The sequence below is a fragment of the Bradyrhizobium diazoefficiens genome (genome assembly GCF_016616235.1).
Lineage (GTDB): Bacteria > Pseudomonadota > Alphaproteobacteria > Rhizobiales > Xanthobacteraceae > Bradyrhizobium > Bradyrhizobium diazoefficiens_H.
The window spans coordinates 3,159,475-3,183,105 of sequence record NZ_CP067100.1; the positions used below are offsets into that span (position 1 = coordinate 3,159,475).

General features: G+C 64.2%; 28 protein-coding genes and 1 pseudogene. 14 read left to right on the forward strand and 15 right to left on the reverse strand.

What is annotated here, in order from left to right:
* Positions 1–50 precede the first annotated feature (50 nt).
* Positions 51–374 carry a DUF1476 domain-containing protein gene (locus tag JJB99_RS14850; RefSeq protein WP_200499450.1) on the reverse strand — a complete coding sequence of 108 codons (324 nt, stop codon included), beginning with the start codon at positions 372–374 and terminating at the stop codon, positions 51–53.
* Between the two features lie 336 nt (positions 375–710).
* Here JJB99_RS14850 and purC point away from each other — a divergent pair, with 336 nt between their 5' ends.
* From purC to JJB99_RS14880, 6 genes are all read left to right on the forward strand, one after another.
* Complete coding sequence (gene purC / locus JJB99_RS14855) at positions 711–1,478, forward strand: phosphoribosylaminoimidazolesuccinocarboxamide synthase (RefSeq protein ID WP_172782948.1); 768 nt, start codon at positions 711–713, stop codon at positions 1,476–1,478.
* Between the two features lie 13 nt (positions 1,479–1,491).
* Positions 1,492–1,734, forward strand: a complete 243-nt coding sequence (purS, locus tag JJB99_RS14860) for a phosphoribosylformylglycinamidine synthase subunit PurS (RefSeq protein WP_200499451.1) — start codon at positions 1,492–1,494, stop codon at positions 1,732–1,734.
* A 5-nt stretch (positions 1,735–1,739) separates the two neighbouring features.
* Positions 1,740–1,973: a hypothetical protein gene (locus JJB99_RS14865; RefSeq protein ID WP_200499452.1), complete on the forward strand. Its 234-nt coding sequence runs from the start codon at positions 1,740–1,742 to the stop codon at positions 1,971–1,973.
* Positions 1,970–2,671 (forward strand): phosphoribosylformylglycinamidine synthase subunit PurQ, encoded by a 702-nt coding sequence (gene purQ, locus JJB99_RS14870; protein WP_200499453.1) that lies wholly within the window; start codon positions 1,970–1,972, stop codon positions 2,669–2,671. The genes JJB99_RS14865 and purQ overlap by 4 nt, the downstream gene beginning before the upstream one ends.
* Entirely contained in the window at positions 2,668–3,642 is a 975-nt protein-coding gene (locus JJB99_RS14875) for a tripartite tricarboxylate transporter substrate binding protein BugD (protein ID WP_200499454.1), read from the forward strand. The genes purQ and JJB99_RS14875 overlap by 4 nt, the downstream gene beginning before the upstream one ends.
* 174 nt (positions 3,643–3,816) lie before the next feature.
* The gene (locus JJB99_RS14880; RefSeq protein WP_200499455.1) at positions 3,817–4,554 is read left to right on the forward strand and encodes a tetratricopeptide repeat protein; all 738 of its coding nucleotides are present in this window, start codon (positions 3,817–3,819) and stop codon (positions 4,552–4,554) included.
* A 9-nt stretch (positions 4,555–4,563) separates the two neighbouring features.
* On the opposite strand, the gene JJB99_RS14885 is transcribed toward JJB99_RS14880, so the two are convergent.
* A complete protein-coding gene (locus JJB99_RS14885) occupies positions 4,564–5,064 on the reverse strand; it encodes a PaaI family thioesterase (protein WP_200499456.1) in 501 nt (166 codons plus the stop codon).
* 184 nt (positions 5,065–5,248) lie between these two features.
* On the opposite strand from JJB99_RS14885, the gene purL reads away from it, so the two are divergent.
* On the forward strand, positions 5,249–7,459 hold the full coding sequence (gene purL / locus JJB99_RS14890) for a phosphoribosylformylglycinamidine synthase subunit PurL (RefSeq protein ID WP_200499457.1): 2,211 nt from the start codon (positions 5,249–5,251) through the stop codon (positions 7,457–7,459).
* 85 nt (positions 7,460–7,544) lie between these two features.
* Here the strand turns inward: purL and JJB99_RS14895 are convergent, their stop codons facing one another.
* On the reverse strand, positions 7,545–8,732 hold the full coding sequence (locus JJB99_RS14895; protein ID WP_200499458.1) for an acyltransferase family protein: 1,188 nt from the start codon (positions 8,730–8,732) through the stop codon (positions 7,545–7,547).
* A gap of 178 nt (positions 8,733–8,910) precedes the next feature.
* Here JJB99_RS14895 and JJB99_RS14900 point away from each other — a divergent pair, with 178 nt between their 5' ends.
* A complete protein-coding gene (locus JJB99_RS14900) occupies positions 8,911–9,084 on the forward strand; it encodes a DUF1328 domain-containing protein (protein WP_027548646.1) in 174 nt (57 codons plus the stop codon).
* 36 nt (positions 9,085–9,120) lie between these two features.
* On the opposite strand, the gene JJB99_RS14905 is transcribed toward JJB99_RS14900, so the two are convergent.
* Together JJB99_RS14905 and JJB99_RS14910 are read right to left on the reverse strand one after the other, a co-directional pair.
* Positions 9,121–10,188, reverse strand: coding sequence for an alpha/beta fold hydrolase (locus tag JJB99_RS14905; RefSeq protein WP_246775254.1), 1,068 nt, complete (start codon positions 10,186–10,188; stop codon positions 9,121–9,123).
* 100 nt (positions 10,189–10,288) lie between these two features.
* Positions 10,289–10,648, reverse strand: coding sequence for a DUF427 domain-containing protein (locus tag JJB99_RS14910; RefSeq protein ID WP_200499460.1), 360 nt, complete (start codon positions 10,646–10,648; stop codon positions 10,289–10,291).
* 196 nt (positions 10,649–10,844) lie between these two features.
* Between JJB99_RS14910 and JJB99_RS14915 the strand changes: the two genes are divergently transcribed.
* Together JJB99_RS14915 and JJB99_RS14920 are read left to right on the forward strand one after the other, a co-directional pair.
* The gene (locus JJB99_RS14915; RefSeq protein ID WP_200499461.1) at positions 10,845–11,099 is read left to right on the forward strand and encodes a BolA/IbaG family iron-sulfur metabolism protein; all 255 of its coding nucleotides are present in this window, start codon (positions 10,845–10,847) and stop codon (positions 11,097–11,099) included.
* A 28-nt stretch (positions 11,100–11,127) separates the two neighbouring features.
* On the forward strand, positions 11,128–12,321 hold the full coding sequence (locus tag JJB99_RS14920; protein ID WP_200499462.1) for a low temperature requirement protein A: 1,194 nt from the start codon (positions 11,128–11,130) through the stop codon (positions 12,319–12,321).
* Between the two features lie 12 nt (positions 12,322–12,333).
* Here the strand turns inward: JJB99_RS14920 and egtD are convergent, their stop codons facing one another.
* Together egtD and egtB are read right to left on the reverse strand one after the other, a co-directional pair.
* A complete protein-coding gene (egtD, locus tag JJB99_RS14925; protein WP_200499463.1) occupies positions 12,334–13,305 on the reverse strand; it encodes an L-histidine N(alpha)-methyltransferase in 972 nt (323 codons plus the stop codon).
* Between the two features lie 50 nt (positions 13,306–13,355).
* Positions 13,356–14,654, reverse strand: coding sequence for an ergothioneine biosynthesis protein EgtB (egtB, locus tag JJB99_RS14930; RefSeq protein WP_200499464.1), 1,299 nt, complete (start codon positions 14,652–14,654; stop codon positions 13,356–13,358).
* Positions 14,655–14,883: 229 nt separating this feature from the next.
* Between egtB and grxD the strand changes: the two genes are divergently transcribed.
* Genes grxD through JJB99_RS14950 form a run of 4 tightly spaced genes read left to right on the forward strand, consistent with a single transcriptional unit; the run spans position 14,884 to position 18,362 of the window.
* Positions 14,884–15,210, forward strand: coding sequence for a Grx4 family monothiol glutaredoxin (gene grxD / locus JJB99_RS14935; protein ID WP_014494143.1), 327 nt, complete (start codon positions 14,884–14,886; stop codon positions 15,208–15,210).
* Between the two features lie 3 nt (positions 15,211–15,213).
* Positions 15,214–15,765: an O-acetyl-ADP-ribose deacetylase gene (locus JJB99_RS14940; RefSeq protein WP_200499465.1), complete on the forward strand. Its 552-nt coding sequence runs from the start codon at positions 15,214–15,216 to the stop codon at positions 15,763–15,765.
* Between the two features lie 46 nt (positions 15,766–15,811).
* Positions 15,812–17,098 (forward strand): serine hydrolase domain-containing protein, encoded by a 1,287-nt coding sequence (locus JJB99_RS14945; protein WP_200499466.1) that lies wholly within the window; start codon positions 15,812–15,814, stop codon positions 17,096–17,098.
* 1 nt (position 17,099) lies between these two features.
* Positions 17,100–18,362, forward strand: a complete 1,263-nt coding sequence (locus tag JJB99_RS14950) for a serine hydrolase domain-containing protein (protein ID WP_200499467.1) — start codon at positions 17,100–17,102, stop codon at positions 18,360–18,362.
* Here the strand turns inward: JJB99_RS14950 and JJB99_RS14955 are convergent, their stop codons facing one another.
* The 8 genes and pseudogenes from JJB99_RS14955 to murI form a co-directional block, all read right to left on the reverse strand.
* A complete protein-coding gene (locus JJB99_RS14955) occupies positions 18,363–19,430 on the reverse strand; it encodes a threonine aldolase family protein (RefSeq protein WP_200499468.1) in 1,068 nt (355 codons plus the stop codon).
* 36 nt (positions 19,431–19,466) lie between these two features.
* Positions 19,467–19,661: a type II toxin-antitoxin system RelE/ParE family toxin gene (locus tag JJB99_RS36780; RefSeq protein WP_349629017.1), complete on the reverse strand. Its 195-nt coding sequence runs from the start codon at positions 19,659–19,661 to the stop codon at positions 19,467–19,469.
* Positions 19,662–19,746: 85 nt separating this feature from the next.
* Entirely contained in the window at positions 19,747–19,974 is a 228-nt protein-coding gene (locus JJB99_RS14965) for a hypothetical protein (protein ID WP_200499469.1), read from the reverse strand.
* A 113-nt stretch (positions 19,975–20,087) separates the two neighbouring features.
* Complete coding sequence (rpsD, locus tag JJB99_RS14970) at positions 20,088–20,705, reverse strand: 30S ribosomal protein S4 (RefSeq protein ID WP_200499470.1); 618 nt, start codon at positions 20,703–20,705, stop codon at positions 20,088–20,090.
* A gap of 199 nt (positions 20,706–20,904) precedes the next feature.
* The gene (locus JJB99_RS14975) at positions 20,905–21,672 is read right to left on the reverse strand and encodes an acyltransferase (RefSeq protein ID WP_200499471.1); all 768 of its coding nucleotides are present in this window, start codon (positions 21,670–21,672) and stop codon (positions 20,905–20,907) included.
* A gap of 102 nt (positions 21,673–21,774) precedes the next feature.
* Positions 21,775–21,903, reverse strand: a pseudogene (locus JJB99_RS14980) (cupin domain-containing protein); the annotation flags it as partial.
* Between the two features lie 34 nt (positions 21,904–21,937).
* Positions 21,938–22,711 (reverse strand): HpcH/HpaI aldolase family protein, encoded by a 774-nt coding sequence (locus JJB99_RS14985; RefSeq protein WP_200499472.1) that lies wholly within the window; start codon positions 22,709–22,711, stop codon positions 21,938–21,940.
* 61 nt (positions 22,712–22,772) lie between these two features.
* Positions 22,773–23,570, reverse strand: a complete 798-nt coding sequence (gene murI / locus JJB99_RS14990; protein ID WP_200499473.1) for a glutamate racemase — start codon at positions 23,568–23,570, stop codon at positions 22,773–22,775.
* Positions 23,571–23,631: the final 61 nt, after the last annotated feature.

The following is a 23,631-nucleotide window of genomic DNA, read 5'->3' on the forward strand; positions in this document are numbered from 1 at the left end:
GAGCGAGCGGCGAAGGGGATTGACCGCGCCATTCGCCGCTCCCGGCCGGCTTATTTCCCTGCCTTCACCTCGGCGGCCGCAACCGCCAGCAACTCACTCATCTTGGCGCGAATCGCCTGCTCGGTGATCGCGACGTTCTTGGCGGCGAAATCGCCCATGACCTTGCGCAGGACGTCGGCATCGCCGGCTTCCTCGAAATCGGCCGCGACGACCTCCTTGGCGTAGGCCGTGGCAGCCTCACCGGTGATTCCGAGCTTTTCGGCCGCCCACAGGCCGAGCAGACGGTTGCGGCGGGCTTCCGCCTTGAACTTCTGCTCCTCGTCGAGGGCGAACTTCTTCTCAAAACCTTCCTGGCGCTTGTTGATTTCGCTCATGCGTCTTCCAATCCCCTGCTGGCTGGACCTGACCGCCCTTGGCCGCCTCGTTGCGAGGGGCTCGGCGCATGCCTAGATAGGGGGCAGGAATCGGCAAAACAACGAGCCGTTAAGCCGCAGGCAAGGCGGTATAAGTCAGCGTCGGATGGCCGGATCGATTGTGCTGGGACAGCCAATCGGATAGGTTGCCTGAAGGCTTGGTTCCCGTTCTGTTTCCTCAGGTTTCCTTGGGTTATAGACGGGTTCCCGGCCGTTCACGGCAGCTCCGCTGTGGGTCGAACCTGTTAACCGGAGCACACCAAATACATGGATTTCAACAAAACACGGTACATCCCCATGAGCCGTCGGCGTCGCATTTATGAAGGCAAGGCAAAGGTTCTGTATGAAGGCCCGGAGCCCGGTACCCTGATCCAGCACTTCAAGGACGACGCCACCGCGTTCAATGCCAAAAAGCATCAGGTCATCGAGGGCAAGGGTGTCCTCAACAACCGGATCTCGGAGTACCTGTTTCAGCACCTCAACGACATCGGGGTGCCGACCCATTTCATCCGCCGCCTCAACATGCGCGAGCAGTTGATCCGCGAGGTCGAGATCGTGCCGCTCGAAGTGGTGGTGCGGAACGTCGCCGCTGGCTCGCTGTCGCAGCGCCTCGGCATCGAGGAGGGCACCCAGCTGCCCCGTTCGATCATCGAATTCTATTACAAGAACGACCAGCTCAACGACCCCATGGTGTCGGAAGAGCACATCACCGCGTTCGGCTGGGCCACGCCCCAGGAGATTGACGACATCATGGCGCTCGCCATCCGCGTCAACGATTTCCTCACCGGCCTTTTCCTCGGCATCGGCATCCGCCTCGTCGACTTCAAGATGGAATGCGGGCGCCTGTTCGAAAATGAAATGATGCGCATCATCGTCGCCGACGAGATCTCGCCGGACAGCTGCCGCCTGTGGGACATCAAGTCGAACGAGAAGCTCGACAAGGACCGTTTCCGCCGGGATCTCGGCGGCCTACTCGAGGCCTACACGGAAGTCGCCAAGCGCCTCGGCATCCTCATGGAGAACGAGCGCCCGCAGGGCACTGGTCCCGTGCTGGTGAAGAGCTGAAGAGGATTTTGACGTGAAGGCACGTGTTACCGTGACGTTGAAGAACGGCATCCTCGATCCGCAGGGCAAGGCCATCGAGGGCGCGCTGAAGTCGCTCGGTGTCGACGGCGTCGCCAGCGTGCGGCAGGGCAAGGTGTTCGACATCGAGCTCGCCGGCGCCGACAAGGCCAAGGCGGAAGCGGCGCTGAAGGAGGCAGCGGACAAGCTCTTGGCGAACACCGTGATCGAGAACTACGCGATCGAGATGAAGGGCTGAAGGCGATGGCCGAAGTCAGCAACGACCTGATTTTTGAAGTCCTCAAGCAAGTGCAGCAGAGACTGGATCGGGTTGATCATAAGATCGACGAGATCAAGTCGGAGCTGAACGCCCTCAGAGGACATCAGATTTCGATGCAGCAAGATGTCCAGAATGTGTACGGTATATTGGGTCGGTTCGATGTGCGCTTTGACCATATCGAGCGCAGGCTGGAAATAACAGAGGCGCCTGCAACGTGAAAGCCGCCATCCTCGTCTTCCCCGGAATCAATCGCGAGCGCGATATGGCGCGCGCGCTGAAGCTCATCTCGGGTCAGGAGCCCGCGATGGTCTGGCACGCCGAGACGTCGCTTCCCGCCGGCACCGACCTCGTGGTCGTGCCGGGCGGCTTCTCCTACGGCGATTATCTTCGTTGTGGTGCGATCGCGGCGCGGGCGCCGGTAATGGACGCGGTGCGCGACTATGCGGCCAAGGGCGGGCTGGTGCTCGGCGTCTGCAACGGCTTTCAGATCCTCTGCGAATCCGGCCTGCTGCCGGGCATCCTGATGCGCAATGCGCGGCTGAAGTTCATCTGCAAGGACGTGCATCTGCGCGTCGAGCGCTCCGATACCCCGTTCACCCGCGGCTACAATGCCGGCCAGGTGATCCGTGTGCCCGTCGCCCATGGCGAGGGCAATTACGCGGCCGATGAAGAGACCATCAGGCGGCTCGAAGGCGAGGGCCGGGTGCTCTATCGCTACTGCTCGGCCGACGGCAGCATCGACGACATCAGCAACATCAACGGCGCGGCGCAGTCGATCGCCGGTATCGTCAACGACAAGGGCAACGTGCTCGGCATGATGCCGCATCCCGAAAACCACGTCGAAGACATCATGGGCTGCACCGACGGCCGTGGCCTGTTCGCCGGTCTCACAGCGCATCTGGAAAAGGCCGCGTGATCTCGTTCATGGTGAAGCGGCTGTCGGCCGCCATTGCTGTCGCTGCGTTTGCAACCGCTGCATTCGCCCAGGATTTCCCCAGGCGTCCGATCACCATGATCGTGCCGTTCGCGGCCGGCGGCACCTCGGACGTGATCGCGCGCACGGTCGCCGAGCAGATGGGCATCGCGCTCGGCCAGACCATCGTGATCGAGAACGTCGCCGGTGCCGGCGGATCGACCGCGCTGGCGCGCGCCTCCCGCGCCGAGCCCGATGGCTACACCATCGCGATCGGCAATGCCGGCACCAATGCCGCGACCTACACGATCTATCCAAAACTGCCGTTCACGCCCGACTCGTTCGTGCCGATCGCCATGGTCGCCAAGACGTTCGGCATCATCGCCGTGCGCAAGGATTTTCCGGCGAAGGACCTGAAAGAGTTCATCGCCTACGCCAAGGCCAATCCCGGCAAGATCAATCTCGGCCATGCCGGTGTCGGCTCCTCCAATTACCTGATCTGCAAGAGCTTCGTCACCGCCGCTGGCATCGACGCGACGCTGGTCGGCTATCGCGGCGCGGCGCCCGCGCTGACCGATGCCGTCGGCGGCCAGATCGATGGCGTCTGCGATGCCGCGGCCTCGGTCTCGCAGTCGGTCAACGACAGGCTGGTGAAGGGGCTCGTGGTCGGCTCGACGGTGCGGCTCGCGACGCTGCCGGACCTGCCCACTTCGGCTGAAGCGGGCCTTCCGGACTTCGAGGCGCAGGGCTGGAACGGCCTGTTCGCGCCCAAGGGCACGCCGCCGGCCGTCATTGCCAAGCTGAATGCAGCGGCGCGGACCGCGGTCGAGACCGACGCGGTGAAGAAGCGCTTTGCCGACCTGTCGACCGTTGCGCCCGACGACAACGAGCATGCGCCGGAGCTGCTCCAGCAGCTGGTGACGCGCGATGTCGAGAAATACCGGAAAATGCTGGCGGACGACGCCAAGCAATAGACGCACTCGGCTGCATGAACCTCCATCGCGTTTGAGACGACTGACCCCTCGTCGCCATCAAGACACGCGCGCCCGAGGTCGCTGATTTCTGCGGAGATGGGCAACTCAAAGTTGTCCTGTCGCCGCAGTTGCGATATCAGGAAGCCTGCGCTGTCGTCGTGCTCCCGGTGTCACATGCCCGTCGCTTTGGTCGTTCTGCTGCTCGAGATCACGCTGATCTATCACGCCTCGCGAACCGGGCGGTTGCGGCCCTGGGCGTTCATCATCCTGCTGGTGCCGATGATGGGCGCGCTCGCCTATATCGCGGTCGAGCTGATCCCGGAATGGTTCTCCAGCCCCAGTGCGCGGCAGGCGCGCCAGCGCGTTGCCAACCGGCTCGATCCCGAGAAGCGCTATCGCGAGCTGTCGGACCGACTGGCTATCACCGATACCATCGCCAACCGTGCGGCGCTCGCGGAAGAGTGTGTCACTATCGGCCGCTTCAGTGAAGCGGAAGCGCACTATGATCACATCCTGGCGCTGCCGATGGGCCACGATCCCGCCTATGCGTTCGGCAAGGCGCAGGCGGCGTTTGCCGCCAAGCGCCCGGCCGACGCGCTCGCGACGCTGGACGATCTCCAGAAGCAATGGCCGGATTTCGATTCCGCCGACGCGCATCTGCTCTACGCCCGCGCGCTCGCCGAGGTCGGCCGGCTCGACGAGGCGCTGGAGGAATACCATGCGCTCGCCGGCTATTTCCCCGGCGCCGAAGCGCGGGTGCGCTACGGCATGCTGCTGCAAATGATCGGCCGCACCGCCGAGGCGCGCGTGGTCTTCAACGAGCTGTTGATCCAGATGCGCCGCGCGCCGAAATATCTCCGCAAGGCGCAGGCCGAGTGGCTGTCGATCGCCGAGAAGCAGCTTTCGGCGTGAACGGGCGCCTCAGCGTTCCTTCGGGGAGGCGGCCGGTGCCGGCTGAGGCGGCGACTTCCACTTCGCCCGCTTGATCGTGCCGGAAAAGGTGAACAGAAGGCGCTTGCCGCAAGTCATCTGCCCGCGCAGGAAGATCAGCGAATTGCCGGCGCGGGTGACCTCGCCGGTGCATTCGATCAGATCGCCCTCATGGCCTGCATCGAGGAATTCGCAGCCGAAATTGACGGTCACGCCGCGGCCGTTCAGGGCGTGGCGGCCGATTGCGAACAGGCTGTAGTCGGCGAAGGCCATGAAGCAGCCACCATGGACATTCCCGGAGCCGTTCAGGTGCTTCTTCTCGACCCGGAAGGCGCAGCGGACGCTGCCGTCCGCCTCCAGGCGGTGCCAGAAGGGGCCGACATGGGTCTCAAAGCTGTCGCGGATCCAGGTCTGCCAGCCCGCAAATTCTCCTTCGGTGGCGACCTGCAGGTCGGAGCGTGCGGAAGCGGCCGTTTTGGTCAATTCGTGCAAGGAAATGGGCCTTCAATTGCGGGTCTTTAGCCCTTAAATCCGATCTGCCAGCGCGGTGCAATTCCTGTTCCCGCGCCGGCCTGCCGCAAAACGTGGGACAGCGGGAAAATGCGCCATAAAGGGCTTTTCCAAGCGGTCCGATGTTCCTAAGAACGGCCAAAGCACGCCGAAAGCCCCTGAAGCCATGAAGAACGAACCCAAGATCACCCCCGAACTGGTTGCCGCTCACGGGCTCAAGCCCGACGAATATGAGCGCATCCTGAAGCTGATCGGGCGGGAGCCGAGCTTCACCGAGCTCGGTATCTTCTCGGCGATGTGGAACGAGCATTGCTCGTACAAATCCTCGCGCATCCATCTGAAGGGCCTGCCGACCAAGGCGCCCTGGGTGATCCAGGGCCCCGGCGAGAATGCCGGCGTGATCGACATCGGCGACGGCCAGGCGGTAGTGTTCAAGATGGAGAGCCACAACCACCCGAGCTACATCGAGCCCTACCAGGGCGCCACCACCGGCGTCGGCGGCATTTTGCGCGACGTCTTCACCATGGGGGCGCGCCCGATCGCCTGCCTCAATGCGCTGAGCTTCGGCGCACCGGAGCATCCGAAGACGCGGCATCTGGTCTCCGGCGTCGTCGCCGGCGTCGGCGGCTACGGCAATTCCTTCGGTGTGCCGACGGTCGGCGGCCAGGTACGTTTCCACACCCGCTATGACGGCAACATCCTCGTCAACGCGATGGCGGTGGGCCTCGCCGAGACCGACAAGATTTTCTATGCCGCCGCCTCCGGCGTGAATATGCCGATCGTCTATCTCGGCTCCAAGACCGGCCGCGACGGCATCCATGGCGCCTCGATGGCGTCGGCCGAGTTCGACGACAAGTCCGAGGAGAAGCGCCCGACCGTGCAAGTCGGCGATCCCTTTGCCGAGAAGCTGCTGCTGGAAGCCTGTCTCGAGATCATGGAGAAGGGCTGCGTCATTGCGATCCAGGACATGGGCGCGGCGGGCCTCACTTGTTCGGCGGTCGAGATGGGCGCCAAGGGCGACCTCGGCGTCGACCTCGATCTCGATGCGGTGCCGACGCGCGAGACCGGCATGAGCGCCTACGAGATGATGCTCTCGGAAAGCCAGGAGCGCATGCTCATGGTGCTCAAGCCCGAGAAGGAAAAGGAAGCCGAGGCAATCTTCAAAAAGTGGGGCCTCGATTTCGCGGTGGTCGGCTACACCACGCCCAGCAAGCGCTTCGTGGTCAAGCATGGCGGCGACGTCATGGCCGACCTGCCGATCAAGGAGCTCGGCGACGAAGCGCCGGTCTATGACCGCCCGCACGTGCCGTCCGCCGCACTGCCGGTCGTGCATGCGCGTGACGTGCCGGCGCCGATGGGCCTCGGTCCTGCGCTGGAGAAGCTGATCGGCACGCCCGACATGTGCTCTAAGCGCTGGGTCTGGGAGCAGTACGACCACGTCATCCTCGGCAACACCATGCAGCGTCCCGGCGGCGATGCCGCCGTGGTGCGCGTGCAGGACGGGCCGAAGGGCCTGGCGCTGACCGTCGACGTCACGCCGCGCTATTGCGAGGCCGATCCCTATCAGGGCGGCATGCAGGCGGTGGCGGAAGCCTGGCGCAACATCACCGCGGTCGGCGGCAAGCCGCTCGCGATCACCGACAATCTCAACTTCGGCAACCCTGAGCGGCCCGAGATCATGGGGCAGTTCGTCGGCTGTCTGAAGGGCATCTCGGAAGCCTGCCGCACGCTCGACTTCCCGGTCGTCTCCGGCAACGTCTCGCTCTACAACGAGACCAACGGCCGCGCGATCCTGCCGACACCCTCGATCGGCGGCGTCGGCCTGCTCGACGATTTCACCAAGTCGGCGTCGCTCGCCTTCAAGGCCGAGGGCGAGGCGATCCTGCTGATCGGCGAGACTCATGGCTGGCTCGGCCAGTCGGTGTACCTGCGCGATATCTGCGGCCGCGAGGAAGGCGCGCCGCCGCCGGTCGATCTCGAGGCCGAGAAGCGCAACGGCAACTGCGTGCGCGGCATGATCCATGCGGGCACCGCGACCGCCGTGCACGACCTCTCCGACGGCGGCCTGCTGATCGCGCTCGCCGAGATGGCGATGGCGGGCGGTATCGGCGCGAAACTGCTGGCGGCGCCGACCGCGCTCGTCTCGCAGGCCTACTGGTTCGGCGAGGACCAGGCGCGCTATCTCGTCACCGTGCCGGAAACCGAAGCCGGCCGCGTGCTTGCCAAGATGCGCGGCTGCGAGGTGCCCTGCGTGAGGATCGGCACCACTGGTGGCGATGCGATCGCGATCGCGGGCGAGGCGCCGGTTACAATCGACGCGCTGCGCAAGTCGTTCGAGCGCTGGCTGCCGGAGTATATGAGCGGGAAGGCGGCGTAAGGCGCTGCCTCAGCCGCAGCCGGTAGCCCGGATTACGCTTCGCTCCATCAGGGCTGCGGATCTCGTCGTGACAACGGGCCGTGCCTCACAACACGTGCGACGCGCCCGGAATCTTCCGCAAGCCCGCCGTCACGCCCCAGCTTAGGATCACCGTCAGCACGAAGCCGACCGCGGCCTTGGCGATCGCCGGCCAAGCATAGTCGAACAGCGCGTACTGGATCCACAGCGCGATCGGATAGTGCACCAGGAACATGCCATAGGCGTCCGCCTGCATGCGGTCGAGCAGGTTCGGCCCGCCCGCCCGCGAATGCAGGAAGAAGGCGAGGATCGCGAGCAGGATCGAGGCCGAGAACAGCACAAAGAACGTGCCGTAGATCGCCTGGTACCAGTGCGGCTGCGGGTCGGGATTGTCGAGGATTTCGCGCTTGACGTAGATCATGACCCACATCAGGCCGTAGAACGCGAGCGTCGCGATCACCCACGACCAGCGGCTTTTCGGCAATTGGCCCTCGGCGCCGAGGATGCCACGATCGAAGTTTGCAGCTCCCACGCTGGCGCCGATGAAGAAATAGGCGAAGTAGAGCAGGATGCGGCTCGCCTGCACCGAGAACGGCCCGAACTCGAACCATCGGCTGCCGCCGAAATAGATCAGCGCCGGCACGTAGACGACCACGGAAACGACCGCGAGCATCAGCCAGAACACGAAGGGCCGTTCAAATCCCGCGAGCGAGACGCGGTTGCCGGGATCGACGAGGTGCGCCGATACCCGGTAGAGCAGGCTCGCGGTGAGGTCGAAGGCGAGCAGCACCCACACGAACCAGATCGGGCCGCTCGGCCATGGGCCCACGGTCACGGTCTTCCACCAGAACGAAGCGAAGGTCAGCTCGGGATCATTCCGCAGTGCGATCGCGTAATAGGCGAGCGGAATGACGGTGAAGGCCGCGATCGCGAACGGCAGCCCGAGCCGCAGCAGGCGGTCGCGCAGGAAAACTTGCGGTGCCTTGCGCGCGATGCCCGGCCAGGTGAACAGGCCGGACAGGAAGAAGAACATCGCCATGAAGAAGCTGTCGGTGGCGAGCACGACGACGTCGAAACCGATCCAGGACGCCGGATCGGTGTGACCGAAATAGGTGTAGGGAATGACGGCGTGGTGCAGCAGCACCACTAGCGTCAGGAAGGTGCGGGCACGGTCGAGCGACAGGTTACGCGCCTTGGCCTTCGCCGCGGCATGCGCCTCTGCGCCGATCGTCGCGGAATGTGACATCGTAATCATGGCCGCCCTGCGTTCCTGCCCCGCGCCGACTGTGCCGCCGGGAACCCGATTGAGCAAGCGCCGTCTGTGCCGGGCCGCAGGCGCTGCGGCGCCACAGGAACCAGTTCCGCACAGCGAAGTTAGCGTTCCCGGATGAGGTGAGGCCGCGAGGCATGCGGCACCAGAATCGGAGCTGGCGATGACGATCCTGAAATGGGCGCTGATCTTCCTGCTGATCTCGATCGTGGCCGGCGTGCTCGGCTTCACCGGCATCTCGGCCGCCTCCGCCGATATCGCCCGCTTCCTGTTCTACGTCTTCGTGGTGATCTTCCTGGTGCTGCTGATACTCGGGCTCACGATCTTCAGGGCGTAGCCGGGGACCGGGCCGAACCGGAAACCCCGCCGGCCGTCAATTGCCTGCGAAGGGTCTCACGTGGGTGACGAGGTCCGCCAAGAACTCGTCAGGACGATCGAATGGAATAAAATGACTTCCGCCGCGCACCCAGACAAATTCCTTCTGAGGGGCCGTGATCTCTTTGAAATATTGCGCTGCGGGTTCGCTGGGCGTCACGCCATCCGTATCGCCCTCAATGAAGACCATCGGGATCGAAAACTCGAATCCGATCGAGGCCATGTCGCTCTGAAACATCGGCCCGGTCCGACCTGTCAGATGCTTTGCCGAAAAGGCGGCGCCCTTTCGCCAATTGTAGAGATCAAGCAGTGAGACATCCGGCATGAAGAGCGGCGCGATGGGACCGGCGATCTGGAAGCCATCGGCGAGCGGCAGACCCAGCGCATGGCTCCATTTGTCCGCAATCAGGCGGTTTTCCGAGGTGAGGACCGGCTGGGAAGCGATCGGTGCCAATTCTGCCAGCGCCTCCTTGTTGTTGGCGGATGTTGCAAGCTGTTGCAGGCGCGCGATCGTGAGCTCGAATGCCTTCTCGAACGTCGTCCTGCCAACCACTTGGCCTGTGCCGACATAGGCATAGAACAGATCCGGACGCTGCTTCGCCATTTGAATGCCCAGGAACGAGCCCCACGAATGCCCGACAAGGACGATCTTGTCCTTGTGCAGATGGGCTCGGAGATACTCGACCAGCTCGATGCCATCTTGCGTCATTCGCTCGAGTGTCATGGTCGGCGCGAGCGCATCTCCGGCGGCGCCATAGGTACGGCCGGTGCCGCGCTGGTCCCATTGCACGACGGTGAAGTGCTTTTCCCAGGGACGCCAGCCCGACGAGATCGGCAGGGTCGAGCCCCCTGGGCCGCCGTGGACGAACAGGAGAACCGGGTTGTCCCGATCCTCGCCCCGGATTTGAATCCATTGCTGGATGCCGCCGATATTGACGAACCTTCCCTCCTGCACCCCTTTGGGGGAACGGATGGCGAGAGTTTCCGCGGCAAGATGTTGGCGATAGGCGCGAAACCCGAGCCCGGCCGCGGTCACCGCAATGACCACGCCGGCTGCTCCGAGCAACGAGAGTCCAATGAGTCTTCCGGCCTTGCGCGGCATTGGTGCCTTGCATCGACTGAGAGGAGGCGATCCATCATCGCCCCGGCGTCAGAGGGCCGTGAGCCTACCCCACCTCCTCGATCTTCACCTTGTCCGGATAGAAAGCAAGGTGGCCGGTGATCTCCGTCATCGCGGGGAAGGGCGTCTCGTAGGTCCAGACCGCGTTGTCCAGCGTCTTGCCATCGGCCTTGACGCTGTAATAGCTGGCGTCCCCCTTGTAGGGGCAGTGGGTGGCGCGGTCGGTGCGCTCGAGGAGCGCCATGTTGGCGTCCTCCCGCGGCACATATTGCACTGCCGGATATTTGGCCTCCTTCAAGGTCAGGGCCTTGCTGGTCTCGGCGATCACGATGTCGCCGGCTGTAACGCGGACACGCCTCGGGTTTGCGGTGATGGTGATGGGGTGGTCGGGCCCTGGAAGCTTCATGATGTCACGCCTTTTCGATCAATCTGCCGCGCAGCACTTTGCCGTGCCTTTATCCTGATGGGACGACGGATATAGTGCCTGAAAGCGTGACGCAGAAGCCTGTTCACGCTAAGTTTGGCGCTGCCGGTGAGGGGACCCCCGGCAAGCGATTCGACGATGAGGCTGATCCAAGCCGAGATGAAGGAGCTAGACCCGAATGCCCATGGACGCCCACGATATCGAGGCGATGATCAAGGCAGCGATCCCCGATGCCCAGGTGACCATCCGTGACCTCGCCGGCGATGGCGACCATTATGCCGCGACCGTGATCTCGGAATCCTTCCGCGGCAAGTCCCGCGTCCAGCAGCACCAGATCGTCTATCAGTCCCTGCGCGGCCAGATGGGCGGCGTGCTGCACGCGCTGGCGCTGCAAACCGGGGTACCTGGCGGACCCGGGGTCCCCGGCACCTGACCTGACCAGCGCGACCCGGGGGACGATAATGGCCGCGGACAATCCGCGCGGCGCGATGTTCCGCGTCATCCTGCCGAACCAGCCCAGCCGCGTCACCAATGCCGAGCTGTTCTTCGACCTCGTCTTCGTTTTCGCGGTCACGCAGGTGTCGCACACTCTGCTGCACCATTTCACGCCGCTCGGCGCGGTCGAGGTCACGCTGCTTTTCCTGGCGGTGTGGTGGGTGTGGGTCTACACCGCCTGGGTCACCAACTGGCTCAATCCCGAGCTGACGCCGGTCCGCATCCTGATCTTTCTGATGATGCTCGGCGGCCTCGTGCTGTCGACGACGATTCCAACCGCGTTCGAGGGGCGCGGACTGTGGTTCGCGATCGCTTACGCGAGCATGCAGGTGGGACGGACCGCGTTCTGGCTGTTCGCGACCCCGCGCCATCGGACCGCCGTGCGGCACAACGCGATCCGCATCCTGGTTTGGCTCTGCGGATCCGCGATCTTCTGGATCCTCGGCGGCCTCGCGCACGGGGAGGAGAGGCTGTGGTTCTGGATCGCCGCGCTGACGATCGAATACGTCTCGCCGGCGGTGCGCTTCTGGGTCCCGAAGCTGGGCTTCTCGTCGGTGGAGGCCTGGGCCGTCGAGGGCGGCCACATGGCCGAGCGTTGCGCCGGCTTCATCATCATCGCGCTCGGCGAGGCCGTGGTCGTCAACGGCGCGGCCTTTGCCGAGCTGGAGTGGACCGCGGACAACATCCTGGCCTTCGTCTCCGCGCTCATTGGCAGCATTGCGATGTGGTGGATCTATTTCCACAAGGGCGCCGAAGCCGGCGCCGAGCTGATCTCGAAGACCGCCGATTCGGGCCGGCTGGCGCGGCTCGCCTACACCTATCTGCACATGCCGATCGTCGCCGGCATCATCCTGACTGCGGTCTCGGACGAGCTGGTGCTGAAGCACCCGACGGGCGATTCCGATGTCAGGACCATCGTCAGCACGATCGGTGGCCCGCTCGTATTCCTGATCGGCACCATCCTGTTCAAGCACGCGATCCGGGGTTTCCTGCAGCTCTCGCACGGCATCGGCATCATCGCGCTCGCAGTGCTGGGGTGGTTCGCGGCCGACCTCTCGCCGCTCTGGCTGTCGGTCGCGACCAGCGTCATCATGATCGTGGTCGCGGTGTGGGAGTCGGTGTCGCTGGGGTCGGCGCCGGAGGAGGCCGAGAGGCACTGAGCTCCGGGCGGCCTACTCCGCCACCTCCAGCGCGTGCACCGAGAACATCTTGGCCGCATCGGTCCAGCTCTCGCGCACATTCCAGCCGGCGCCCTGCGCCAGCGCGGCAAAACGCTCGAGGCTGTATTTGTAGCTGTTCTCGGTATGGATGCTCTCACCCGCGCGGAACGAGAAGCTGGTGCCGAGCAGGCGCACGGTCTGGCTCTTCTTGCTGATCAGGTGCATCTCGATGCGGTGCCGCTCGCGATTGTAGATCGCGCGATGGGTGAAGGCGGAGAGATCGAAATTGCCGCCGAGCTCGCGGTTGATGCGCACGAGAACATTGAGGTTGAAGCGCGCGGTGACGCCGGCGGCATCGTTATAGGCATCAAACAGCACACGCTCGTCCTTCTCGAGATCGGCGCCGATGACCATCTGCGCGCCCTTGCCGAGGATCTGGCGTGCGCTCTTGAGAAACGCCTGGGCTTCATGCGGCTCGAAATTGCCTATGGTCGAGCCGGGGAAGAAGCCAACCTTGGGCATCGCCACGACCGCCTTGGGCAGCTCGAACGGCGTGGTGAAGTCGGCCGCGACCGGATAGATGCCGAGCGAGGGGAAATCCCGCTTCAGTCCGCTCGCCTGCGCCTTGAGGAAGTCGCCGGAGATGTCGACGGGGACATAGGCTGCGAACTTGCAGTGATCGAGCAGCAGGCGGACCTTGGTGGTCGCGCCGGCGCCGAACTCGACCAGCGCCGCATGCTCCGGAATGATCCTTGCGATCTCGCTGCCGCGCTCCTTCAGGATCGATAGCTCGGTGCGCGTCGGATAATATTCCGGCAGCTTCGTGATCGCCTCGAACAGCTCAGAGCCGGTCGCATCGTAGAAATATTTCGGCGACAGTTTTTTCGGCTGCTGCGAGAGGTCCTCGATGGCCTCGCGGGCGAAAGCGGTGGTCTGCTCGTCGGGGAGATGGGCCTCGGCCAAAGCGCTGGCGTGCACATTCATGATACTCTCCTGAACGCGCTGTCCGGCGCGCATTTGTCGTCGGATTTGAACTAGTCGTAGTCGGCGAGCCGCAGTCCGGTGAACTGCCAGCGGTGGTGCGGATAGAAGAAGTTGCGATAGGTGATACGGCTGTGGCCTTGCGGGGTCGCAAGCGAGGAGCCGCGCAGCACCAGCTGGTTGACCATGAACTTGCCGTTGTACTCCCCGAGCGCGCCTTCGATGGCGCGATAGCCGGGATAGGGTGAGTAGGAAGAACGCGTCCACTGCCAGACGATGCCGAAGGCGTCGTTGAGCTGGCCGGCACGCGCGGCGACCTCCCATTCCATCTCGGTCGGCAGGTGCTTTCCGGCCCAGCGCGCAAACGCATCGGCCTCATAATAGCTGACGTGGCAGACAGGCGCGTCCGGATCGACCGGCTTGAGGCCGGCGAGCGTCATCACCTGCCATCCGCCATCGACCTCGCGCCAATGACCCGGGGCCTGCCAGTCTTCCTTGCTGGCGGCGGCAAAGCCGTCCATCAGCCACAGCGTTGCTTTCGCATAGCCGCCGTCGCGCATGAAGGCGAGCCATTCGCCGTTGGTGACGAGATTGCGCGCGATCTTGACCGGGCCGACCAGGGCGCGATGCGCCGGCTTCTCGTTGTCGAAATGGAAGCTGTCGTCGACATGACCGACGGTGTGGATGCCTTCGTTGAGCATCAGCCAGTTGTCACCGGCGCGCGTCGCGGACGGAAAGCGCCAGTCCGGAACGTAAGCCGGATACACCGGGTTCTGCGCAAAGGCGTGCAGGATATCGGTGAACATCAACTCCTGATGCTGCTGCTCGTGATTGAGCCCGACCTCGACCAGCGGCGCGATCTCGCGCAGCTTGTCTTCGCCAGCCTCGCGGAAGAAGTTTACGACGGCGGCATCGACATAGCGGCGATAGGCGCCGATTTCGCTCGTGCTGGGCCGGGTGATGTCGCCGCGATGATTGCGGGCATGGCGGGGACCGGCGCTGACGTAGTAGGAATTGAACAGGAATGCGAAGTCGGGGTGAAAGGGCCGGTAGCCGGAGGCGTGCTCGCCGAGCAAGAACTGCTCCCAGAACCAGGTGGTATGGGCCCGGTGCCATTTCGTCGGGCTCGCATCCGGCATCGACTGGATCTGCTGGTCTTCCGGCGAGAGCGGTGCGGCGCGGCGCTCGGTCTCGTTGCGGACGGCAACGAACGCCTCCTGGAGCCTGTGGGCGAGGCCGCCGAAATCGGCCGACGGTGACGAAAGCGGGTCGGTTGCCGTAGCGGAGGCTGGTTTCGTCACGTTTTTCTCCAGACTGGACAAGAGAACGTTGTTGGCGTTCCCCGGTTCCAAAACCGAGGTTCGTCCTAGATGGGGCGTCCGTTACGGGATAAAAGTCCTCCCCGGCGTTAATATTAGTGTCATCAGCCCATCGCCCAAGCTGCCGGCCGAGGGGCCGTTCGCCGCCATTTTACTTTGGATGCACAACGGTTTGGGCTACATATATAGGGAAGGATCGGGTTAAATCGGCTGAGCCGGCCCGAAGGAATCGTTGAGGGCTCCGCCCGAGAAGGACACGGATATGAGCATTGAGGAATTCATCGCCAACGAAGTGAAGTCGAACGACGTGGTTCTGTTCATGAAGGGCACGCCGCAATTTCCGCAGTGCGGTTTCTCCGGCCAGGTCGTCCAGATCCTCGACCACATCGGCGTCGGCTATAAGGGCCTCAACGTTCTCGAATCCGCCGAGCTGCGCAACGGCATCAAGGAATACTCGAACTGGCCCACCATCCCGCAGCTCTATGTGAAGGGCGAGTTCGTCGGCGGCTGCGACATCGTCCGCGAGATGTTTCAGGCGGGCGAATTGCAGCAGCTCTTCTCCGAGAAGGGCGTCGCCGTCGCGGCTTGATCAATGACCCGGCTGACGCGCCGGATCGGCGGCGCCAAGCTCGAGGTCATCGTTGCCGACATCACGACACTCGGCGTTGACGCCATCGTCAACGCCGCGAATTCCTCTCTTCTTGGTGGGGGCGGCGTCGATGGTGCAATCCATCGGGCGGCCGGCCCCGAGCTTCTTGCGGAGTGCCGGACGCTCGGAGGATGCCCGACAGGCGGTGCCAAGATCACCAAGGGCTACCGTCTGCCGGCCCGCCATGTCATCCACGCGGTCGGTCCTGTCTGGCACGGCGGCACTCGCGGTGAGGCGGAGGCCCTAAGCTCCTGCTATCGGCGTGCGCTTGAGCTCGCCCAGGCCCATGGACTGAACTCGCTGGCCTTCTCCGCGATCTCGACAGGGGTCTATCGGTTTCCGGCCGACCAGGCCGCGAAGATCGCGGTCCACGCGACCATTGATGCCCTGCCGGCTGCGCCGCTGGTCACTCATGTCATATTCTGCTGTTTCTCCGAGGCAAGCGCGGCGCTCCACGCGGACGTTCTGGCGCGCTACGGCAGCCCTTGTGCCTGATGGCGCGGTCGGTACACTCCGCCGGACCATGTTCCGGGGAGGGGATATGATTTTACAATCTGGACTGCGTGCGCTGGTCTGCGGCGCGCTTCTGTCGCTTGGCGCGATCTCGCTCGCGCGCGCCGAGGGCACTTACGAGATTCCGGCCGGCGCGCATTTCAATCAGGAGAAGCTCGGCAAGATTAGCGAGTTCTTCAAGAACGAGGTCGCGACCGGCAAGATCGCCGGTGCAACCGTGCTGATCAAGCAGCACGGCAAGCCGGTTTTCCACGAAGCCTTCGGTGTGCAGGACGTGGTCAGCAAGGCGCCGATTACCGACAAGACCATCTTCCGCCTGTTCTCGATGACCAAGGCCATCACTTCCGTGGTCGCGATGCAGCTGGTCGAAGATGGCAAGATCAAGCTCGATGATCCCGTTTCGAAATACATTCCGTCCTTCGCCAATGCGAAGGTCGGCGTCGAGATGAAGGCTGAGGACGGCACCAAGTCGCTGGAGCTCGTGCCAGCGAGCCGGCCGATCACGGTGCACGATCTGATGACGCACACTTCGGGCATCACTTATGGCTTCTATGGCGACAGCCTGGTCCGCAAGGCCTATCGCGACGCCAAGATCTATGACGGCGATTTCGACCTCGCCGAGTTCGCCGAGCGCATCGCCAAGCTGCCGCTGCACAACCAGCCGGGCGCGCTCTGGCAATACGGCCACTCCACCGACATTTTGGCGCGCGTGATGGAGATCGCGGCGGGCAAGCCGCTGTTCGAGATCGAACGGGAGAAGCTGCTCAGCCCGCTCGGCATGGTCGACACCGTTTTCTTCGTCACCGACCCCGAGAAGCAGAAGCTGCTGGCGCAGCCGGTGCCGAACGACAGCGATTTCCGCGTCGGCCGCATCAACGATCCGACCGTCATGAAAAAGTGGCAGTCGGCCTCTGGCGGCATGGTCTCGACCATGGCGGACTATGAGCGCTTCGCGCAGATGCTGCTCAACGGCGGCAGCTTCGATGGCAAGACCATTCTCAAGCCGGAGACATTCAAGCTGATGGTGACCGACCAGATCGGCCCGAACTCCGGTGTCGATCGCGACTATTTCTACTTCCCCGGCGACGGCTTTGGATTCGGCCTTGGGCTTGCGGTCCGCACCGATCCCGGCAACGCAAAGCCGCCGCCGCCCGGCGATCTCGGGGAATTGAAGTGGGACGGCGCCTCCGGCTGTTATTTCGTGATCGACCCCAAGCAGGACATGTTCTTCGTGCTGCTGGAGCAGACCCCGACCGAGCGCCAGCGCGTGCAGCGGACATTGAAGCAGTTGGTTTATGAAGCCATGGAGAAGTGACATGTTCGGGCGCCGCGGGCTGATCGCGGCGCTCGTTCTTCTGTTCGGCGTCGTTGGTGCGAGAGCGGGCTCCGAGGGACGCGCCCACAGTTTCTCGCCTGAGGGCCTGGCAAAGGTCTCCGACTACATCCGGAGCGAGATCGCCGCCGGTACGTTTCCGGGCGCGATCCTGCTGCTGCAGCAGCACGGCAAGCCTGTCTACTACCAGAATTTCGGTGTTCGCGATGTCGCGACGGAGCTGTCGATGAGCGCGGACACGATCTTCCGCCTCTATTCGATGTCGAAGCCGGTCACCACAGTTCTGGCGATGATGCTGGTCGAGGACGGCAGGCTTTCGCTCGACGATCCCGTCTCGAAATACGTTCCGGCGTTTGGCGCGATGAAGGTCGGCGTCCAGACGAAGGCCGAGGACGGCAAGGTTTCGCTGGTGCTGGAGCCGCTCAAGCGCGCGGTCACGATCAAGGATCTGATGCGCCACACCGCCGGGCTTCCTTACGGTTATTATGGCGGGGACCTCGTGAACAAGCTCTATGCCGATGCCGGCCTGTTCGACAACAAGGCTTTGAGCAATGCCGAACTGGTCGCGAAGATCGCCACGCTGCCGCTCGCCGAACAGCCCGGCACGATCTGGGACTACGGCCTCTCCACCGACGTGCTCGGCCGCATCATCGAGGTGATATCGGGGAAATCGCTGTTCGAGTTCGCGAAGGAGCGGCTGCTCGATCCACTCGGGATGATGGATACTGCGTATTATGTCGCCGATCCCGCCCAGTGGCCGCGCATCGCCGAGCCGATGCCTGGGGACCGCGCGATCAGTCCGATGACGCAGGTCCGCGATATCAGGCAACCACTGAAATGGGAATCCGGCGGCGGCGGCATGGTCGGCACGATCGGCGATTACGCCCGTTTCGCGCAAATGCTGCTCAATGGCGGCAGCTATGACGGGCGGCGCTATCTCAAGCCCGAGACCATCGCGCTGATGGCGTCGGATCACATCGGGCCGGAGACGAAGATCGCGCGCGACCAGAATTATTATCCGGGCAGCAGCTCCGGCTTCGGCCTCGGCTTCGCCGTCCGCACCTCGGTGCCGTCAGGCACCTCGTGGCCGCTCGGCGAATATCGCTGGGACGGCGTCGGCGGCACGTTCTTCTTCATCGATCCCGAGGACGATCTGTTCGGAATCTTCATGGTGCAGACCCCGTCGCAGCGCGGCCGGATCCAGCTGGCGCTGAAGACGCTGATCTATCAGGCCATGGGTCGGTGATTACGCCGCCCGCACGATCTCCCTGACGTAGCCGATCGCTTCCTCGATCATCGCCGCATTGACGTCGAGATGGGTGCAGGCGCGGATGCGGCCGTCCATCATCGCGAGCGTGACGCCGCGCTGGCGCAGCGCCGCCACCATCTTGTCGCCGGCAACGCCGGCGCCGTCGGGCTTGAAGAACACGAGATTGGTCTCGGGCTCCTGCACCTCGATGCCCGAAATCTGCGACAGCCCGCGAGCGAGCGCGCGCGCGTTGGCATGGTCGTCGGCAAGGCGCTCGACGTGGTGGTCGAGCGCGTAGATGCAGGCGGCCGCGCAAACGCCGGCCTGCCGCATCGAGCCGCCGAGGCGCTGCTTCCACTGCCAGACCGCATCGATGAAGGCGCGCGTGCCCGCGAGCACGCCGCCGATCGGTGCGCCGAGGCCCTTGGAGAAGTCGATCCAGGCGGAATCCCAGCCTGCCGTCATGTCGCGCGGCGAGATGCCGCTTGCAACCGTCGCATTGAGCAGGCGCGCGCCGTCCATGTGGGTGATGAGGCCATGTTGTTTAGCGATCGCGACGATCTCGTCGAGTGCGGCCTTCTTCCAGATCGTACCGCCGCCAATGTTGGCGGTCTGCTCGACGCTGACGACCGTCTGGGTCGGCTGATAGCGCGTGCGCGGGTGCAGAGCCTTCCGAAATGTCTCCGGCGTGAACTGGCCGTCCGCGCCCTTCAGCTGCGTGACCTGGAAACCGCCGATCGCGGCATGCGCGCCCCCTTCGCGCGCGATGATGTGCGCGGTCTCGTGTGCCAGGATCTCGTCGCCGGGACGGCAATGCACCAGCGTCGCCGTGACGTTGCACATCGTGCCTGACGGCATGTAGACCGCAGCTTCCTTGCCGAGCAGATCGGCAACGCGCTCGCACAGCGCATTCACGGTCGGATCGTCGCCGACCTGCTCGTCGCCGACCTCGGCCCGCGCCATCGCCTCGCGCATCGCAGCCGTCGGCTTGGTCTGCGTGTCCGAGAGCAGATTGATGCGCACCGGCGGCACCGTGGGATCGACGGGGGGAGGGGTGTAGAGCATCAACTTGCTCCCTGAGGAAATGGCACCCGCTTGCGGTCAGCGAGCTCTGGGTGGACGCCGGGCGGCGTGACGAAACCGCATAATAACGATTTCCGTCGCCGTCACACGATAGTCTATCAGATAGGGATAAGGGTTGACCGGCAAGCGACGGACGTATGCGCGAGTGGTCTGTCGCCCTGCATACGGGTGATCCCCAAGCAGGGCGATGAGCGCGACAATACGGTCGCGCACGTGATCGGCCCCTTGGGGAGAGCGCGCATCGATGTAGGTCAGAACTTCGTCGATTGGGCGAGCGCCCGCTTCGTGTAGCGGACCTTCACAGCCCGTGCTTGGCCCACATCGCGCGGACTTCGTCTGCGCTCGCCAACTCGCCGCGGGCGATTTCAGCGTCGGCCTCGGCGAGATCGGCCTCTTCCGCCGCCGTTAGCTGGATAGGGGGTTGATCGACCCCGGCTAGTTCAAGCAGGGCTCGCGCCAGCTCGTCCTGCTCTGAATCGGGCAGGCCGGAAACCTTGCTGAAGGCCTCTTCCAGAAGACGCGTCATGGTCAACTCCGCTGTGTGCAGGATAGCACGGACGAGCTGAGACATGGGAGTGCCCGCCTCAAACAAAAAGGCCCCGGAAACCGGGGCCTTTGAGTAACTGATTTGTCGAATTATCAGCGCGAATAGAATTCGACGACCAGATGGGGCTCCATCTGCACCGGGAACGGCACGTCCGAGAGGGCGGGGATGCGCACGTATTTCGCGGTCATCTTGCCGTGGTCGACTTCGAGATAGTCGGGGGTGTCGCGCTCGGGGAGCTGGCTGGCTTCGAGCACGTGGGCGAGCTGCTTGGACGCTTCCTTGACCTCGACCATGTCGCCGACCTTGAGCTGATAGCTCGAGATGTTGACCTTGCGGCCGTTCACCTTGACGTGGCCGTGGTTGATGAACTGGCGGGCAGCGAAGATCGTGGAGACGAACTTGGCGCGGTACACGACCGCGTCGAGACGACGCTCGAGCAGGCCGATCAGGTTCTCGCCGGTGTCACCCTTGAGGCGGCTGGCCTCGACATAGATGCCGTGGAACTGACGCTCGCTGATGTTGGCGTAGTAGCCCTTCAGCTTCTGCTTGGCGCGCAGCTGCACGCCGAAATCGGAGAGCTTGCCCTTGCGGCGCTGGCCGTGCTGGCCGGGGCCATATTCGCGGCGGTTCACGGGGCTCTTCGGGCGGCCCCAGATGTTCTGGCCCATACGGCGATCGATCTTGTACTTCGCCTCACTGCGCTTAGTCATCGCGTCCTCTTCGGTTGCATGGTTTGAGGAAACGCGCCCTCCTGTGTGACGGGATGATCCCGGCACCGACAGGTCTGATCCCCAAAGCTAGAGGGAGCGGACCACGGGTCGCGAAACGCTTCGCGGGCCGAAATCGGCCCGCGAGCAGGCGGCTTTTAGGTGAATGTAGGCCCTTCTGTCAATGCGAAGGGCTGCGAAATCAGGTCCCGACTGCCCGGATGGGCTTGGGGCCGGCGGTGCGCAATTCGGCAGCGATTTCAGTGTTCAGGACCTGTTCCAGCCGGGTCAGGACCCGGGCAATCGGGGCGGCGTCGGTAACCCGGTGGTCCCAGCGGATCACGACATGGATGGTCTGGTCACCCTCGACCACCCCATAGCTGAGGATGAATGGACCCGGCGTGATGGGATGGAGCTCGCCGCCGTCATAGGCGGCCACCGAGCTCACCGCGAAGCTGCCGAACCAGTTGCCGCGCTGTCGGCCGAAATTTAAGCCCACCGCCCAGCACAGCCGCCGCAGCGGCAGCGGCAGGCGAGTGGCGCGCATGACCTTGCGGAACATCGGAATGTCGTCCACCGGGGCCGTCTTGGCGCGCCGGATCTCGGCATCGACGGCCGCTAATGCCATGGCCTCGGGGGCCGCGATTCGCTGCGGCATCACGCATTCCTCGCCGTCCTCGACCCGGGCGATCGCTACCGACGCCACGCTACGGGGGAGCTCGTAGAGCGTCGGCCAGGGCCATTTGGCGTAGACAGTGCGCAGGACCGGCTCGTCCTTGGCCACCAGCGCGAACGCCTTGACGAATATCGCGGCCCAGCCGGCGGGCGCTATCGTGCCCGCGCGGGCCTCGATCAGGGGGCGGATATTGAGCGAACGCGAGAGCGAGACGAACGGGACGTCCATCGACGCGTGCATGAGGTCGCAAATCAGCCGGCGCGGCAGCGAAATGGTCTTGGCTTTCCCGCGCATCGCTCGTTCCCACGGAATTAAAATATGAGCAGCGAGCGGGCTTCCCGCTCGCCGCCTGCTCTAGCACGAACCAACCCGCTTAGGGGCGGTCGGTTCGCCGCATCACGGCGCCAGCGAGGCCAGCGGCTTGGTCTTGTCGACAACGTAAACCCCAAGCACTTTCAGAGACTTGTCGCCATGGATCTTGGCGTCGTGCACGACCCCTGCCGGAATCTGGTAGGACCTAGCAGCGCCGCCGTTCCCGGCAAGGAGGCAATCGGCCTGTTCAGCGTCTGATCCCGTCGAACGATGCCATGATGCCGCGCTGGAACAGCGACCAGTCGAATCCGAGCGCGATGGCGCCGTAGCCGCGGTCGATCAGCTGGTTGGCTTGATCTGCAGTGCGGGCGACGCCGCCGATCGGCACGCCGCTTCTGAGGATGCCGGCCTCGGCGTGGGCGACCAGCTCCAAGAGCTCCGGATCGTCCATCTGGCCGCGCTTGTTGATGGAGGTCGCGAGATCGCCGGGGCCGATCACCGCGACGTCGATGCCCGGTGTGGCCATGATCTCGTCGATGCGGTTGACGGCGTCGACATGCTCGATGGTGATCATGCAGAGCATCTCGTCGTCGGCCGAGGCCATGTAATCCGGCATCGACTGGCCCCAGCGGAACGGCGCGTGGAACGGACCCCAGAGCCGGTCGCCGCGGGGCGGATAGCGCACGCTGCGCACCGCCTTCTCGGCTTCAGTGCGATTGGTGATCATCGGGAAATTGATGCCGAAGGCGCCGATGTCCATCGGCGCTTTCGCCAGCCACGGCTCGTTCGCCGCGATCCGCACCAGCGGTGTGCACGGCGTGCCGGTCGTCGCGGCAATCATCGCATGCGCTTCGGTGAGGCCGATCGGGCCGTGCTCGAGATCGACGATGATCCAGTCGAGCGCGCGCGCCATGATCTGCACCAGCTGCACGCTCGGGATGGTCGCGATCGCGCCGAAGGCGGGGCGGCCCTCGCTCCACAACTGGCGGAGGCGATTGAGCGGCTTTGCGGGGGCTGGCATGGGATGACCTCACGCGAGATGACAACGGCGAAGCCTAGCAGCGGGCCGTGTCTGCGAAAAGTCAGGCCAGTGCGCGGCCGCCGAAGAACGGCATCAGCGTGGCCGAAAGACCGTGCACGCGGTTCGAGGTGAAGATCATCTCGGCACCGGACTGCGCGATGCCGCAGGCAGGCGCGCCAAGCAGATCCGAGACGCGGCGGGCAATCGCGGGCGCCGGATCGATCCACTCGACCGGCCAGGGCGCGAGTTTCTTCAGCCGGTCGAGCAGCAGCGGATAATGCGTGCAGGCGAGCACGACGGTGTCGGTGCGCGATGTCGCATCCGCGGCATCGCCGACGAAGCACGGGGCGAGTTCAGCGAAGATGTCGCTGTCGCTGATTGGATGGCCGCCGAGCTCGCGTTCGGCGAGCGAGGCGAGCTCGGGCGAGCCGACCAGCGTCACCTCGCATCCTTGCGCGAAATCGCGGATCAGCGCCTTGGTGTATTCGCGCTTCACGGTGCCCTTGGTGCCGAGCACCGAGACACGGCGGGTCTTCGATTGCGCGCAGGCCGGCTTGATCGCCGGCACCGTGCCGACGAAGGGCAGGGAATAAGCAGCGCGCAAATGCGACAGGACCAGGGTGGACGCCGTGTTGCAGGCGATCACGACCAGGTCCGGATCATGGGTGCCGATCAGCTTCCCCATCAGCGGCACGACGCGGGCGATGATCTCGTCCTCGCTGTGGTGGCCGTAGGGGAAGAAGGCATCGTCGGCGACGTAGACGTAGTGCGCGTCCGGGCGTGCGGCGACGACCTCACGCAATACCGTGAGCCCGCCAAGGCCGGAATCGAACACCAGGATCGTCGGGGAATTGGTCACGGCGTTACCTTAAGGGCGCCATGGTTACCATTCGGTTTTTGGGGCGGTTTTGCGGCGGACG